The sequence below is a fragment of the Micromonospora sp. NPDC049047 genome (assembly GCF_040649135.1).
Classification (GTDB): Bacteria; Actinomycetota; Actinomycetes; order Mycobacteriales; family Micromonosporaceae; genus Micromonospora.
On sequence record NZ_JBEZEY010000004.1, the window covers coordinates 341,415 to 356,247 of the forward strand.

At 72.5% G+C, this 14,833-nt stretch carries 14 protein-coding genes; 5 read left to right on the forward strand and 9 right to left on the reverse strand.

Features of this window, described 5'->3' with window-relative positions:
* The first annotated feature begins 16 nt into the window (after window positions 1–16).
* Window positions 17–937 carry a DNA-3-methyladenine glycosylase 2 family protein gene (locus AB0B86_RS09685; protein WP_357408047.1) on the forward strand — a complete coding sequence of 307 codons (921 nt, stop codon included), beginning with the start codon at window positions 17–19 and terminating at the stop codon, window positions 935–937.
* Window positions 938–974: 37 nt separating this feature from the next.
* Here AB0B86_RS09685 and AB0B86_RS09690 read toward each other — a convergent pair whose 3' ends face one another.
* A complete protein-coding gene (locus AB0B86_RS09690) occupies window positions 975–1,397 on the reverse strand; it encodes an SRPBCC family protein (protein ID WP_357408049.1) in 423 nt (140 codons plus the stop codon).
* Window positions 1,398–1,531: 134 nt separating this feature from the next.
* Window positions 1,532–1,744 carry a hypothetical protein gene (locus AB0B86_RS09695; protein ID WP_110563419.1) on the reverse strand — a complete coding sequence of 71 codons (213 nt, stop codon included), beginning with the start codon at window positions 1,742–1,744 and terminating at the stop codon, window positions 1,532–1,534.
* 135 nt (window positions 1,745–1,879) lie between these two features.
* On the opposite strand from AB0B86_RS09695, the gene AB0B86_RS09700 reads away from it, so the two are divergent.
* Window positions 1,880–2,995: an ATP-dependent DNA ligase gene (locus AB0B86_RS09700; protein WP_357408051.1), complete on the forward strand. Its 1,116-nt coding sequence runs from the start codon at window positions 1,880–1,882 to the stop codon at window positions 2,993–2,995.
* Entirely contained in the window at window positions 2,982–4,625 is a 1,644-nt protein-coding gene (locus AB0B86_RS09705; RefSeq protein WP_357417183.1) for an alpha/beta hydrolase, read from the forward strand. The genes AB0B86_RS09700 and AB0B86_RS09705 overlap by 14 nt, the downstream gene beginning before the upstream one ends.
* A gap of 35 nt (window positions 4,626–4,660) precedes the next feature.
* Here the strand turns inward: AB0B86_RS09705 and AB0B86_RS09710 are convergent, their stop codons facing one another.
* From AB0B86_RS09710 to AB0B86_RS09720, 3 genes are all read right to left on the reverse strand, one after another.
* Complete coding sequence (locus tag AB0B86_RS09710; RefSeq protein WP_357417186.1) at window positions 4,661–4,960, reverse strand: hypothetical protein; 300 nt, start codon at window positions 4,958–4,960, stop codon at window positions 4,661–4,663.
* Window positions 4,961–4,983: 23 nt separating this feature from the next.
* A complete protein-coding gene (locus AB0B86_RS09715; RefSeq protein WP_357417188.1) occupies window positions 4,984–5,283 on the reverse strand; it encodes a hypothetical protein in 300 nt (99 codons plus the stop codon).
* 76 nt (window positions 5,284–5,359) lie between these two features.
* The gene (locus AB0B86_RS09720; RefSeq protein ID WP_357417191.1) at window positions 5,360–5,791 is read right to left on the reverse strand and encodes an SUKH-3 domain-containing protein; all 432 of its coding nucleotides are present in this window, start codon (window positions 5,789–5,791) and stop codon (window positions 5,360–5,362) included.
* Between the two features lie 114 nt (window positions 5,792–5,905).
* Between AB0B86_RS09720 and AB0B86_RS09725 the strand changes: the two genes are divergently transcribed.
* Window positions 5,906–6,358 carry a GNAT family N-acetyltransferase gene (locus AB0B86_RS09725; RefSeq protein WP_357408061.1) on the forward strand — a complete coding sequence of 151 codons (453 nt, stop codon included), beginning with the start codon at window positions 5,906–5,908 and terminating at the stop codon, window positions 6,356–6,358.
* A 63-nt stretch (window positions 6,359–6,421) separates the two neighbouring features.
* Window positions 6,422–6,919: a hypothetical protein gene (locus AB0B86_RS09730; RefSeq protein WP_357408063.1), complete on the forward strand. Its 498-nt coding sequence runs from the start codon at window positions 6,422–6,424 to the stop codon at window positions 6,917–6,919.
* Window positions 6,920–7,166: 247 nt separating this feature from the next.
* Here the strand turns inward: AB0B86_RS09730 and AB0B86_RS09735 are convergent, their stop codons facing one another.
* From AB0B86_RS09735 to AB0B86_RS09750, 4 genes are read right to left on the reverse strand one after another with little or no spacing between them, the layout of a single operon-like run.
* Window positions 7,167–7,925 carry an ABC transporter ATP-binding protein gene (locus AB0B86_RS09735; protein ID WP_357408064.1) on the reverse strand — a complete coding sequence of 253 codons (759 nt, stop codon included), beginning with the start codon at window positions 7,923–7,925 and terminating at the stop codon, window positions 7,167–7,169.
* Window positions 7,922–8,917 carry an ABC transporter ATP-binding protein gene (locus tag AB0B86_RS09740; RefSeq protein ID WP_357408066.1) on the reverse strand — a complete coding sequence of 332 codons (996 nt, stop codon included), beginning with the start codon at window positions 8,915–8,917 and terminating at the stop codon, window positions 7,922–7,924. The genes AB0B86_RS09735 and AB0B86_RS09740 overlap by 4 nt, the downstream gene beginning before the upstream one ends.
* A gap of 1 nt (window position 8,918) precedes the next feature.
* Window positions 8,919–11,627 carry an ABC transporter permease gene (locus tag AB0B86_RS09745; protein WP_357417197.1) on the reverse strand — a complete coding sequence of 903 codons (2,709 nt, stop codon included), beginning with the start codon at window positions 11,625–11,627 and terminating at the stop codon, window positions 8,919–8,921.
* A complete protein-coding gene (locus tag AB0B86_RS09750; RefSeq protein WP_357417200.1) occupies window positions 11,624–14,809 on the reverse strand; it encodes an ABC transporter permease in 3,186 nt (1,061 codons plus the stop codon). The genes AB0B86_RS09745 and AB0B86_RS09750 overlap by 4 nt, the downstream gene beginning before the upstream one ends.
* Window positions 14,810–14,833 lie beyond the last annotated feature (24 nt).

Genomic DNA, 14,833 nt, shown 5'->3' on the forward strand with positions numbered 1-14,833 from the left:
GTGGCAGAGTGGGTGGGTGACCGCCACCAGACCCGCAGCGACCAGGGTGTTTCGCCCCCCGGTCGGCTACCGGCTGGCGGCCTCGGTGCGTGCGCTCACGTTCAGTCCGTACGACCCGTGCGCCCGCGTCGCCGCCGGCACCTTCTGGTGGGCCACCCGCACCCCGGACGGCCCGGCCACCCTCGCCCTGCGACAGGTCGGCGGCGAGTTGCTCGCGGAGGGCTACGGGCCGGGTGCCGAGCACGTAGTGGACCGCGCCGACGCGATCGCCGGGCTTCGCGACGATCTGACCGGTTTCACCGAGCTGGCCGCGGCACATCCACTTGTCGCCCGCCTGGCCCGGGAGCACAGTGGGCTGCGGATGCCGACGACCGGACAGGTCTTCCCCCGGCTGCTGCGCGCGATCTTCGAGCAGAAGGTCACCGGCAAGGAGGCGTACCGGGCGTACTCGGCGACAGTGCGGCACTTCCGGGAGCCGGCGCCCGGCCCGTTGCCGTCGCTGCTGCTGTCGCCCGAGGCCGCCGCGGTGGCCGCCACCCCGTACTGGGTGTTCCACCCGTTCGGCGTGGAACAGCGTCGGGCCGACACCCTGCGTCGGGCCGCCGCGCTCGCCGACCGGTTGGAGCGCAGCGCCGACGCCGCCGACGCCACCCGGCGACTGACCACGATTCCCGGCATCGGTCCGTGGACGGCAGCCGAGGTGGTCCGGATCGCCTACGGGGACCCGGACGCGGTGAGCGTCGGCGACTTCCACATCCCGAACACTGTCGCCTGGGCGCTCGCCGGCGAACCGAGGGGCGACGACGCCCGGATGGTGGCCCTGCTGGAGCCGTTCCGAGGTCACCGGGGCCGGGTGTGTCTGCTGCTGGAGGCAGCCGGCATCCGGGCGCCGCAGTACGGTCCGCGCGCGCCGATCCGCTCGTTCGCCCGCTACTGAGCTCCGGCGGCGGGCCGCCCGTCGGCACCGAGGGCGGTCAGCCCCGCTCGCTCCGACGCCGGAGCCCGTCGGCCTCCAGCCGCAGGTAGCGGCGGAGCATCCCGCCGTACAGCCAGCCGATCAGGCCGGCCAGCGGACCGGACTGGTGCAGGGCCAGCTCGACGCGGGTGCGCCCGTCGGGCAGCGGCAGCAGCCGGTGCTCAGCCGTGGTCCGCACGCCCGGGGTGGCGGAGACCCAGACGAACCCCTGCCGTTCGGTCAGCTCGGTGACCCGCCACACCGCTGGCCGCAGCTTCGGCTGGGTCAGTCGTGCGGTGGCACCGACGGCGAGCGGTCCCGGCTCGCCACGCTCGGCCCGCGACACCGAGGCCGTCCACTCCGGCCAGCGCTGAACGTCGACAAGTACCGCCCAGACCTGCTCGGCCTCGGCGGCGATGTCCGTGTCGGCCTCGAACCGCATCGCGTCCCCTCCCCGGGCGGCGCCGTCCGGCGCCCGCCACGCCTGTGGACGAGGCTGCCGGGTGGATCGTGCCGCCGGAATCCGCCGGGTGGTCGGTCCTTCTGCCGGGCCGCGGGGTCTACCGGTGGCGGGGATCAGGCGGCTTCGCGCAGGTCGGCAAGACTCAACGGGGTACGCCGACGCAGCAACTCCTCCAGCTCCGGCACCGAACCGACCTCGCCGAGCACGTTCCGGCCGCCGCCGAACCGCTGCGGGTAACGGCGGGTCAGCCGGTAGCGGTAGCGGCCCCGGATCAGCTCGACGCTCACCCGCCACCGCCCGCAGCAGTCACAAACCCACTCGGACACCTGGCGAAAGTAGCTCTGACCTGCGGTTGTCCGATTCGCCCGGTGGGGACGAGCGGCGCGTGGGCGGACACGCCGCCCCGGCGCCCACGGTGATCTGCCTCACGGCTGTCGGTGCCGTCTGATTGACTTGTCGCCGTGGACCTGCCGATCAATCCCCCGGTCGAGCCGATGCTGGCCAAGAGCGTCGCCAAGCTTCCCACCGGGGCCGGGATGACCTATGAGCCCAAGTGGGACGGGTTCCGGTGCATCGTGTTCCGCGACGGCGACGAGGTCGAGTTGGCCAGCCGGGGCGGCAAGTCGATGACCCGCTACTTCCCCGAGGTGGTCGATCAGGCCCGTCAGCAGTTGCCCGAGCGGTGCGCCGTCGACGGTGAGTTGATCGTCATCCGGCGCGACGGGCCGAGTGGCCAGCCCCGGTTGGATTTCGAGTTGCTGGCCCAGCGCATCCACCCGGCCGCGTCCCGGGTGCAGCTGCTGGCCGAGACCACACCCGCCGATTTCGTCGCGTTCGACCTGCTGGCCGTCGGCGACGAGGTGCTGCTCGACAAGCCCTACCCGCTTCGCCGCGAACGGTTGGTAGAGGCGTTGGCCGGGGTGCGCCCGCCGGTGCACGTCACCCAGGTCACCACCGATCCGGACACCGCCCGCCAATGGTTCGACGTGTTCGAGGGCGCCGGGTTGGACGGGTTGATCGTCAAGCCGGCCGACCTGCCGTACGAGCCGGGCAAGCGGCTGATGTTCAAGGTCAAGCACACCCGCACCGCGGACGCGGTGGTGGCCGGCTTCCGCTGGCACAAGTCCGGCCCGGTGGTGGGCTCCCTGCTACTCGGCCTGTACGACGACGCCGGGGTCCTGCACCACGTGGGGGTGAGCGCGTCGTTCACCATGGCCCGTCGTGCCGAGCTGCTCGACGAGCTGGCCCCCTACCGGGACACCGGCGGCGAGCACCCGTGGGTGCACGGCGACCACGAGCGCGGCCAACGCATCCCGGGTGGGGTGAGCCGGTGGACCGGCACGAAGAACCTGGAGTGGGAGCCGGTCCGCCCGGAGCTGGTGGTCGAGGTGGGCTACGACGCGATGGAGGGCGAACGGTTCCGGCACACCGCCCGGTTCCTGCGCTGGCGTCCGGACCGCGATCCCCGGTCGTGCCGTTACGACCAGCTCGACCGGCCGATCCGCTTTGATGTGGATCAGGTGCTGCGCGGCGATCCAGCGACCACCGTGGACCGGGCCGCTGATGGCCCTGCGTAGCCTGGCCGTCGACTCGACCCCGGAGGAGCACGTGATCCGCACCGCCCATCAGCTGCGGCTGGCGACCAGTCGCCGGGTTCGTCGCACCCTTGCCGCCTTCACCGTCGCGGCACTGCTCACCGCCGGCTGCACGCTGCCGGCGTTCGCGCCGCGCACCGAGGTGGAGAGCTCGGCCGCACCGACCGGCAGCGCGCCCACCTGGCGCCCCTGCCCGGAGGTGCCCGACGAGCTGGTCGGGCGCGGCGCACCCAACATGCGCTACGAGTGTGCCCGGATCGCGGTGCCCCGCGACTGGGGCACTGGCACCGGAGCGACCGCCGGTCCGGGCGCCGGGGAGACCTTCGAGATCGCCCTGCTGCGGGCCCGTTCCAGCAAGCAGCGCGACCGGGTCGGCTCACTTGTCATCAACCCGGGCGGCCCGGGCGGCTCCGGCGTGGACACCGCCGTCTACCTGTCGTTCGGTCCGCAGTTCGGCGGGCTGCCCGCCTCGATCACCGAACGTTTCGACATCGTCGGTTTCGACCCACGCGGAGTTTCCCGGTCCAGCCCGGTGAAGTGCATCTCCGACGCCGACCTGGACGCCAGCTTCGGCTTCGACCCGGACCCGGCGAGCCAGTCGGAGTTCGACGGATTCGTCGGCCTGAGCCAACGGATCGGGCGCGGCTGCGGCGACCGCTACGGTGACCAGCTGCCGTTGTACGGCACCGAGCAGGCCGCCCGCGACATGGACGCGGTACGCGCCGCGGTGGGTGACGACAAGCTGACCTACCTGGGCTACTCCTACGGCACCCTGCTCGGCGCCACCTACGCGCAGCTCTACCCGCAGCGGGTGCGGGCACTGGTGCTCGACGGCGCCGTCGACCCGCAGCAGCGGCTGGTGGAGGGTTCGGAGAGCCAGGCCCGCGGTTTCGAACGGGCCTTCACCAACTTCACCCGCTGGTGCGCGGCGAACGCCGGCCGCTGCCCGATCGCCCCGGACGCGCGGGCCGCTGTCACCTCGGCCATCGACAAGGCCAAGGTCTCTCCGGTCCGCGGCGCCAACGGGCGGGAGGCCACCGCCGGTTGGGTGTTCTACGCGGTCATCTCGTCGCTCTACACCGAGTCCGGCTGGCAGGAGTTGGCCGGGGCGATCGACAAGCTGGCCGAGGGGGATCCAAAGGATGTGTTCCGGCTCGCCGACTCGTACGCCGGCCGGGAGTCCGACGGGCACTACTCGAACCTGTTCGACGCCAACCTGGCCATCAACTGCGCGGACGAGACGGAGAAGCCGAGCCGGGAGCAGATCCGGCAGTTGCAGTCCGAGTGGCGCGGAAAATACCCGCTGTTCGGGCCGGCGCTGGCGGTCGGCATGCTGAGCTGCGTCGAGTGGCCGGGCGGGCGTGACCCGTACCCGACCGGGAAGGCGAACGGCGCACCGCCGATCCTGGTGGTCGGCACCACCGGCGATCCGGCGACGCCCTACGAGCAGACCCCACGGCTCGCCTCCATGCTGGGCGTCGGTCGGGTGCTGACCTGGGAGGGCGAGGGGCACACCGCCTATCCGCAGACGTCGTGCATCACCAACGCCGTCGACGCGTACCTGCTCGACCTGACGGTGCCGCAGGAAGGAAAGCGCTGCCCCGCCCGGTGACGGGTCGGTTTGGCGGCGGCGGAGACACCTCGGGATCAGCCACTTCTGGCGATGCCCACGTAGAACGCCGCCGCCATTGCCGCAAATTCGGTCGAATACGCCGGCATACGTCGTCGACCCTCGGTCGACCGCAACCAGGAGATGAGCGCGTCCAGGTACCCCTCGATCGACCCCTCCCAGTCCGTAAAGTGGTCATCTCGCAGGATCGCCTCCAGAAATGCGAGGAGATCAGCTTCGGTTGTCACCGTCTCGTTGAGCCGGTCGAACTCGTCAGCGACCTGACCGGTCGACCCGAGGAAGTGGCCGATAGACAACTTGTGCGAATCAGCGCTCAAGGCCCTGATCACCTCCGTGCGTTCTACTCGTAGTTCCGTCCGACCCACAGCCAGCCAGCCGTGTCGGCCCAACGATCGGGATCTTGGTACTCATCTCCGACCATGTCTTGGAAAGCTCTGGCGATCGATCCGAGGTAGTCGCCTACATTCCGGTTCTCCCACCTCTCCCGCCGTTCCATCAGGTCGCTCCGCAACGCCATCAAGAACTCAATCAGATCGTCGTGCGAGCGCACCGTCTCGTCCAGGCCCACGTTGTCGCCCGATGGGCCGACGAAAAAGCCGTCTATGTCATGCATTGTCATCTCCAGCACCCGGGGCGGCACGCTGCGCACCTCGCCGGGTTCGTCGCGATCCTGCGGAGCCCGCGCAACGGCATGGCTGGCGGGCCCCCTTCCAGCTTCAATCGGTGAGCAGCTGATGCAGCGCTACCGCCGGGGGTCCGGCGAGCCACCGACACCAAGACGCGTCCACCGACACCAGCACTCCGCCCTCGCTACCAAGGAAGACATTGGATGAGACGTCCCATTCACCGATGGGGCAAAATTGCTGCCCGAAACGCAGCGGCCACTCGGCGAAGGGTGCCTTCAGGTAACCCTGCACAACGGTCGGGTCGATGAGCAGGCTGGATTGATGACCTGGCCTACGAAACTCCAGGCCGCCGAGGGACCGCCAGATCCCAGCAGCAGTCTCGGTGACGAGAAAGCCGTCCGAAACGATCTCCTCGGTCCAGGCGGTCACATCGACCGCTCGACCGGGATACCACCCGCCTCGTCCGAATTCCGCCAGAACGTCGGCTGGAGCGTCTCGAAGCCAGTCATCCTCGCCGTGCACGTTCAGATTCCCCCTATCCGCGGACGACCGCGAAGACACGCTGCACCGACGAGTCTCGCGGAACAGGCTCACCGGCACCAGTTCGATCCCCGTCGTTGTGCCAGGCTCACCAGCATGACCGACGTGACCTTCCGGGAGGCGGTCCGGGCCGACCTGCCCGCCGTCATCGCCCTGCTCGCCGACGACGTCCTGGGCAAGGCCCGCGACTTCACCGAGGTCGACGAGGCCTACGAGAGGGCGTTCGCGGACATCACCGCCGACCCGCGCAACCAGCTGATCGTGGCCGAGCAGAACGGTGACCTCGTCGGCTGCCTACAGATCACCTACATTCCGGGCCTGGGTCGGCACGGCGCGGAGCGGTCGCTCATCGAGTCGGTCCGGGTCCGCTCCGACCGGCGCGGCCAGGGGCTGGGGCGGCAGTTGATGATCTGGGCCGTCGACCAGGCTCGCGAGCGTGGCTGTGCCCTGGTGCAGCTGACCACCGACAAGACCCGCGCGGACGCGCACCGCTTCTATCTGGGCCTCGGCTTCGTGGCCAGCCACGAGGGCATGAAGCTGGCGCTCTGACCCGCCGTCAGGCCCACCCGGCGGGGGCAGCGGGCGCGCCCCGGCCGGGTTACGTTCGTCGCCATGAGCAGGCCGACGACGCCCGGCGCCGCGCCGTCGCGCCCGCCATGGCGACTGACTGGCTCAGCGCTGCTGGCGGTCGGCGTCCTGCTTGTCGTCGTCGCGTTCTGGTTGCCCGCCTGGCGCAGCGTCTACCCCGGGCGGACCGATGTCACCCCGGGCACCAGGGTGCTCGGCTGGGCGCTGCCGTTCGCGGTCATCGCCACCGTGTTCGCGGCGCTGTCGCTCGCCACCATCGGCCCGGCCCGCCGACTGTGGCGGCAGGCCAGCCTGGGGATGCTCGTCTCCAATGTGCTCGCCTGCGGCAGCCTCACCGGAGTGTTCTGGTACTTCGAGGCCAACGACCCCTACGTCGAGCAGGAACTGCTGTCGACCGGGCCGGGTGGAGGTCTGGTCCTGGCCCTGCTGGGCTACCTGCTGATCCCGCTCGCCGGCACCCTCCCCGAGGGCCGGAGACACGCTGACGCCGCGAACCGCACCCACCAACCCGGACCCCCCTGACCGGTCGGCCCCGCGCACGACACAACCCACAGCCCCGCGCACCGCTTCGCCGATGCTTTGGAGCTGATGTCGTGGATGAATCACCGCAGCCGATTCGTTAATGGCATCAGCTCCAAAGCGAGCGCGAACCACCATCTCCCCCCGGCTGGGCACGCCCACAGACACACCCCCGAGCTACGCCCCGCCAGGCACGCCGCTCCCGTCGCAACGACCGCCGCCGCAGGGAACGGCCGCCGTCCGGTGTCGCTCAGCCGTCGACCAGGCGACCGTCGCGTAGCGTGAGTACCCGGTCGGCGAGGTCGATCAGGGCCGCGTCGTGCGTGGCCACCAGCGCCGTCATGCCACGCGCGTGCACCACCGCGCGCAGCAGGTCCATGATGGACCGGCCGGTCTCCGAGTCCAGCTGACCGGTGGGCTCGTCGGCGATGAGCAGGTCCGGCTCGTTGGCCAGGGCCCGGGCGACAGCGACCCGCTGCTGCTGGCCGCCGGAGAGCTCGTACGGGCGTTGGGCCGCGTGCCCGCCCAGGCCGACCAGTTCCAGCAGCACCGCGACCCGCTGCTCCCGCTCGGCGGCCGGCACCTGTGCCAGCCGCAGCGGCACACCCACGTTCTCGGCGGCGGAGAGGATCGGCACCAGCCCGAACGTCTGGAACACGAACCCGACGGTGCCCCGGCGCAGTTGCAGCAGTTCCGCCTCGCCGGCTGCTGTCACCTCGTGCCCGGCCACCACCACCTGACCGCTGTCCGGGCGGTCGAGACCGCCGATCAGGTTCAGCAACGTGGTCTTGCCGGCCCCGGACCGGCCCCGGATGGCGACCAACTCGCCCCGGTTGGCGCTGAACGAGACGTCCCGTACCGCGTGCACGGCGTGCTCACCCCGGCCGAAGGTACGGCTCACACCGCTGACCCGGACCACTTCGGCCGGCTGGGTGGCGGCCGTGCCATCGAACCCGGCCGCGCCACCGAACCCGGCCGCACCGGTCACCACCATGTCCCGACGACTCATGCCCGTGCCCCCCGCTCGTCCGTGGCCCGGTCGCCGGGCCGTACCTGCACGTGATCCGGCTCCAGGTCGAGCCGGACCCGCTCCTTCAGCGCGAGCGCGTCGACGAATGCGGCAGGTAGCTGCATCCGACCGTTGCGGTCCAGCACCGCGTACTCCTCGCTGACCAGCTCGGTGTTGCCGTCCGCGTCGAGCCGGGCGGTCCGGCGTACCTCGGAGGCGGTCCGGCCGTCGCGGATCGCGACGGTCCGGCGGACCTGGGTGGCCACGGCGTGGTCGTGGGTGACCACCACGATGGTGACGCCCAACTCGGCGTTGATGGTGCGCAGCGCCGCGAACACGTCGGCGCCGGTCGCCTCGTCCAGCTCACCTGTCGGCTCGTCGGCGAAGAGCACCTCCGGGTCGTTGGCCACCGCCACCGCCACCGCGACCCGCTGCTGCTCGCCGCCGCTGAGCTGCCCGGGCCGGCGGTCCGCGCAGTACCCCACACCGACCATGTCGAGCAGTTCCCGGGCCCGCTCCCGGCGGGCCTTGCCGCCGCGTTTGCCGGCCAACTGCATCGGAAGCTCGACGTTCTCCAGGGCGGTGAGGTACGGCAGCAGGTTGCGGCCGGTCTGCTGCCAGACGAAGCCGACAAGTTCCCGCCGGTAGCTGAGCCGCCGCTTGGTGGACAGGGTGAGCAGGTCGTAGTCGGCCACCCGGGCGATGCCGGCGGTGGGCGTGTCCAGGCCGGAGAGGATGTTGAGCAGTGTCGACTTGCCCGAGCCGGACGCACCGACGATCGCCACCAGCTCCCCCCGGTCGATGACCAGGTCGAGCCCCTGCAGGGCGACCACCTCCACCCCCTCGGTCTTGAAGATGCGCACCAGACCGTCGCAGACGATGTGTCCGCGCAGTCGGTCCTGCCCGCCGGCCCGCTCGGCGGCACGTTGCGCGGCCCGCTGCTGCAGGGCGGCCAGGTCGGGCACCAGTGAAGTCTGGGCGGTAGCGGTCATCTCAGCTCTCCTCTCCGAGCCGAAGCACCTCACCGAGGCGCAACCGGCGGTTGTTCAGGGCCTCGACGGCGACCGCGAAGCCGAGGGCGACCACCCCGAGCGCGAACACCGCCGCCACCAGACCGGGCTCGAAGGCCACCCGGACCGGCATGCCACTTGTGAACGCGGACAGGCCGAGCACCGGGTTGAGCAGCAGGGGCAGCGCCGCACCGACGAGCCCGCCGGTGAGCACCGACACCCCGACCAGCGGGGCCAGCTCGACAAGCAGCAGCCCGCGCCACTGCCGGCGGGACAGGCCGAGGGTACGCAGCCGGGACAGCACCTGGCCGCGGGCCCGCGCGCCGGCCAGCACGGTGAACGCGATGGCCAGCAGCCCGAGCACCGAGCCACCGACGGCACCGGCGACGAACCCGAAGGCCAGTACGCCGTTCGCACCGCCCGCACCGAGGTCCCGGCGGACATCGGCCCGGGTGTCGACGACGACTCCGAGCGGGCGTTCCCCTCCGGTCACCGTCCCGTCCCGCTGGTACCGCGACTGCCCCTGGTCGCCGGCGCGGCGCAGCGCCTCGGCGTCCAGCCGGTCACCGGCGACAAGCAGGCTGGTGGCCACGGGCGCGGTGGTGCGCTCCGGCAGCGCCTGCCAGGGCAGGACGACGAACCGGTCGTTGTCCGCCGACAGCAGGGGGAAGCTGTCCTCGCTGCCGGCCACCCGGAACTCGTACCGCTGGCCCTGCACCGAGATGTAGGCGGAGCGGTCCAGTCCGGCCTTGGCGAGATCAGCGGCGACAGCTGGCGAGACGATCGCCGGCACCGGGCCCGATTCGGGCCGGGCGGTGCGCAGCGCGGCCGGAAGCGGCAGACCCACCTCCGCTTCCCGGGCCACAGTGGCCAGCTCCGAACCGTCGACAAGCAGCACGGCCGTCTCGCCGAGCCGGGCGTCGGTGCCGAGTTCGTCGGTTGCCAGCCGCTCGTCGGAGGCGAACAGCACCCGGGTCGCGGCCCGGACCCCCGGCAGGCGACCCACCTCGTCGATCGTGTCGGGAGCGAACCGTTCACCTCGGATCACCGCGTCGGCGGGCACGATCCGCTCGGCGGCCCGGTCCCGGCTCGCGTCGACGCCGGCGGCGACCACCGCGCAGAACGCCGCGGTACCGATCGCGAGCACCACGACGACGAGCGGCGCGGCGACAGCCGACCGGCCGGCCCGCGCGGTGCCGATGAAGGCGACGCTGCCCCGGGTCCGCGCGGCAAGCCGGCTGACAAGCAACAACGGCCAGGGGTACGCCCGCAGCGCGAGCACCGCCGCAGCGATCGCGAGCAGCACCGGTACCGACACCAGCAGCGGGTCCACCTCACCAAGGGTGAGGCCGCGTCGACGCAGCAGCACCGCGGCGAGCACGGCGAGCAGCAGCACGGAGACCTCGGCGGTGAGTCGGCGGGTCGACGGGCGCATCCGGACCAGGTCGCGGCGGGCCGCCCCACCGGTCGACACGGCGAGCGTGGCCAGTGGGAGGGCCACCGTGACCAGGACCGCCGCGGCGATCACGTACGGCATGCTCGCGTCCGCGGCGCCCGGGAACAGGGTGCCCAGCCACCAGCCGAGCGCGGCGGCGACCGGCACCACGAGCAGCGACTCGGCGAGGCTTCGTCGGGCACCGGCGGTGGTCCCGCCGCCGCGGGCCCGGATCAGGACGAACTCCGCCCGACGCCGCCGGGTGGCGAGGGTGGCGGCGAGGACGATCAACCCGGCCAGCGTGGCAAGTACCCCGGCCGCGATCACCGCCAGCAGGGTCCGGGCGGCGTTCACCTGGGCGGCGAACGCACGCAACGGGATGTCGATGCCCTGGGCCAGTGAGAGGTCGGCCGGCCGGCGCCGCTGCGATTCCTGGAGACCGTCGATCAGCCGGTCCAGCCGGCGCGCGTCGATGTTGTCGGCGCCCAGCCGGTACCGCCAGTTGACCCGGATCGGCCAACCCGCCGCGGCCCGATTGTCGAGGGCCGACTGGGCGACGATCCCGGAGGCGACAAGCGGCTGACCGTCGCCCTGCGGTTCGATCACCTGCAGCATCGACGGCAGCCCGTCCCAGCTGCCGCCGGTACGGTCGACGGGGCGGAACAGCCCCACCACCGTCAGCGGGACAGCGTCGTAGAGCCGCTTTTCGTTGTCGACCTTGCCGATCCGCAGTTGGCTGCCGGTGCGCAGGTTGAGTTTGCCGGCCACGTCGGCGTCGAGCGCGACCTCGATCGGCCGGTCGGGCAGGTACGTCTCGCTGGGCCACGCCCCCTCGACGAGGGTGCTGGCGTCCTGGATGCCGGGCATGCCCCGCAGACCCAGGTCGACAAGCAGGTTACGGGCGGCGAGGTCCGGCCCGACCACGCGGGCCGGTTCCATGTCCACGTTGTACCACCGCTCGTTCACCGCCGACCGCACCTGCGGTGGCAGGTCCGCGGCCAGGGCGTCGAACCGCTCACGGGCGTAGGCCATCGCCGGCTTCAGGGGCGGGGCGGTCACCACCCCGCTTGTGTACGAGAGGTCCCGGCGGGCCGGCAGCTCACTGTTCAGCTGCGCCCGGAGCCCTTGTTCGGCGAGCTGGTTGACCAGCCGGGGCACCCCACTGATCAGCAGCGTGACCACCACGGTCAGCACCGCCAGCAGCAGGAACTGCCCGCCGTACACCCGGACCCGCCGGACCAACGCTCCGACGCTCATCGTTCTCCCCCGATTCGCAGCTGCACCGCCGCCACCCGCTGGCGGATGCCGGCGGCGATGAACGCGCTGAAGGCGAGCGCCGCCATCAGCAGACCGACTGCGGTCAGACCGATCGGCACCCAGGGCAGCGCGAACGTCGCCGGGGGGATCGGCCGACCAGCGGCCGGGGTGAGGATGACAAGTGGGGCCATGGTGGCTCCGACCGCGGCACCGAGCAGCAGGCCGACTCCCACACCGATGCCGGCGAGGAAGGCCTGTTCGGCGAGCAGTGCCCGCGCCAACAGCCGGGGCGTGGCGCCGAGGGTGTTCAGGACCGCGAACTCGCTGAGCCGGCGTCGGGCGGTTGCCCACACGTCCACCATCAGGCCGACGACGGCGAGCAGCACCGCGCCGAGCGCCGCGGCGAGCATTCCGGTACGCGAACCCTGCCAGTAGGGGTCTTCCGCGGCGGAGGTGATCACCGCCTGTCGGTTGAGGACCGTGACTCCCGGCAGCTCGCCGGCCGCTGCGGCGGCGGCCGTCGCGTCGGTGGCGCCGATCCACCACTCCGGTACCGGGCGGATCGTCCCGCCGGCACCGATGAGCGCGTCGACCCCGGCCGGCAGGTCGAGCAGTACGCCCTCACCGGTGGTGGTCGGCACGGAGTCCAGTTCACCGACCAGGCGGACCGGCAGCGTCACCCCGGCGAGTGACAGCTCGACGGTGTCGCCGAGGTGCAGGCTCAGCGCGTCGCGTACCCGGGGGGTCATCAGGACCGGGGCGGCGACAGGCGCCGCGCCCGGTACGACGACGAACCGGCTCGCGGGTCGATCCAGCCGACCCCCCTCGTCGAGCAGCGTGATGGGGCGGTCGGCGACCAGCCCGGCGCCGCTCGACACCACCGGCGTCCGCGGCCCACCGGTCCAGGTCGCCGTCCAGTCACCGGGCAGCTCGGCCGGTCGGGCCGTGCCTCCGGCATCGACAAGCGCCAGCCCCTGCACCGCGAAACCGTACGAGGTGCCGCCCGCGAAAGCGGTGTCGGCCTCGAAGCCGGCCAGCCGCATGGGTCCTCCGCCCAGATCCGGAAGCTTGACGGTGAACCGGGTGGCCCGCCCGGTGCTCGGAGCGGTGGCCGCCGGCAGCTTGAAGGCGAGCCCGTCGGGGGTGGTCAACAACAGCGAGACCGCGACCGGGTGCGGCTCGGCGGGCAGCACGACGGGCGTACGGACGGTGCCGGTGACCGCTCGGGTGCCCGCTGGCAGCTCGACTCCCCCGGTGGCGCCGCGCGCCTGGATCATCCGCTGGTACTGCGCCGACACCGGGTCGTCGCTGAGCCGGTCGGCGAGTTGGACCACCCCGGGGGCGCTGGCCGGGTCGACGGCGATCACGGTCACCGGCAGGTCCTCCCGGCCGACCCGGATGTTGTCCCGCCAGGCCGGCAGCACCCGGCGCACGCCCGGCAGCGCGGCGAGTTCCGCGGTCCGGGTGAGCGGGGCGGCCCCGGTCCGCTCGGTGACCCGCAGGTCGGCGCCGACAGTGTGCCCGGCCTGCTCGACCTGGGACCGCTCACCCGTGCTGATCAGGGACCAGGCCAGGGTGCTGCCGCCGACGGCGAGGGCGAGCAGCAGCACCGGTCCGGCGTGCGGACGCCGACCGGCCTGCCACATGCCGAACATGGTGGCCGTCCAGGGCCGCCGGTCGACGAACCGCTCGGCGAACCGGGTGACAGGTGGCAGCACCCGCAGCGCCAGCACGGCTCCCGCCAGCACCCCGAGTGTCGGGGCCGCGATCAGCAGTGGATCGAGCCCGAGCCGGCCGCCCGAGCCGGCCAGCGGTGAGGCGTACCGGCGAAGCTGCACCCAGGCGAGTACGGCGAGCGCCACGAGCACCAGGTCGACGCTGGCCCGCTGGACGCTCGCCGCCCGGTTCGGGCGGGACCGGGCGGCCATGTCGGCCACGTACGTGCCGGCACCGCGCAGCGTCGGGGCGACCATTGCCACCAGACAACCGGCGGCCGTGGCCGCGGCGGCGGCCCAGACCAGTGTGGTGTTGCCGCCGGAACTGGAAAGTTGCTCGGCGCCGCCGGGCCGGACGAATCGCAGCACCACTGTGGCGATCACCGGGGCGAGCAGAACCGCGGGGGCGACCACCAGGGTCGCCTCGCGGGCGGCCAGGCCGGCCAACTGTCGGCGGGCGGCCCCGCGGGCACGCAGCAGCGCGGTCTGGGCGCGACGGTCCTCGTGCAGCAGCGCGGCGACCAGCACCAGCGCGTACCCGCCGAGCACCAGGATGAGCAGCAGTGGGGTGGCCAGCGCGGATCGGCCGACCATGTCGGCGCGGCCGATCCGGTCCAGCAGCTGCGGCATCTTGGTCACCGCCTGCCCGGAACTGCCCAGCTGGGCGGCCTCGAGCACCGCTGAGGAAGCCTCGGTGAGGGCCTTGCGCACCGTGGGAAGATCGCCCGCGTCGACGCCGCCGAGGTCCGGTTCGACGAGCCAGGACGCCGACACCGAGCCGGGGGAGATGGCCGCGAAGTCGGCCGGGTCGAGTGCGAACGGCCCGTACGACGTGCCCGAACCGGCACTTCCGGTCCCCACCTCGGGGGCCAGCAGCCAGTACGCGTCCGCCGGGTCGCGCGGCCGCCAGGTGCCGGCGAGCACCAGTTCGCTGCGCCGCTCGGTGGCCCGGTCACGGACCGGGATGCGTTGGCCGACGCTGAGGCCCAGCGCGCCCGCGGCCCGTTCGGGGAGGCTCACCTGGGTCGGGTTCGCCCCCGGGCTGGGCCAGGCCCCACTTGTCAGCTCCGCGTGCTTGGCGAGGTCGTCAAGGGTGGCCAGGTTGGCGAAGACAGGCTCGTCGCCGGTACGCGGCACGGATCCGAGCGAGCCGGTCAGCTCCCGCCCGGTGCCGTACCGGGCGACGGAGACGCTTACCGGGACGCCGGCCAGACCGTCGGTGAACTCCGCGCGGACCGCCGCGTCCCGGGTGGTGAACTCGGCCGCGTCGCGGCCGCCCGACCCACTGACCAGCAGGCCACGTTCCTCGGCCGGCGAGGCGGCCACCAGTGACCGCTGCCCGGCGTCCACCGCCCGTCGGTTGTAGTCGGACAGCCCGGTGACCAACGCGACGGCTACCAGGGCCGCGATCACCGCGGCGACCAGCAACCCGCGCGCCTCTCGGGCCCGCCTCCACACCAGCTTCATCCGACGCCTCCCCTGGCCCTGACG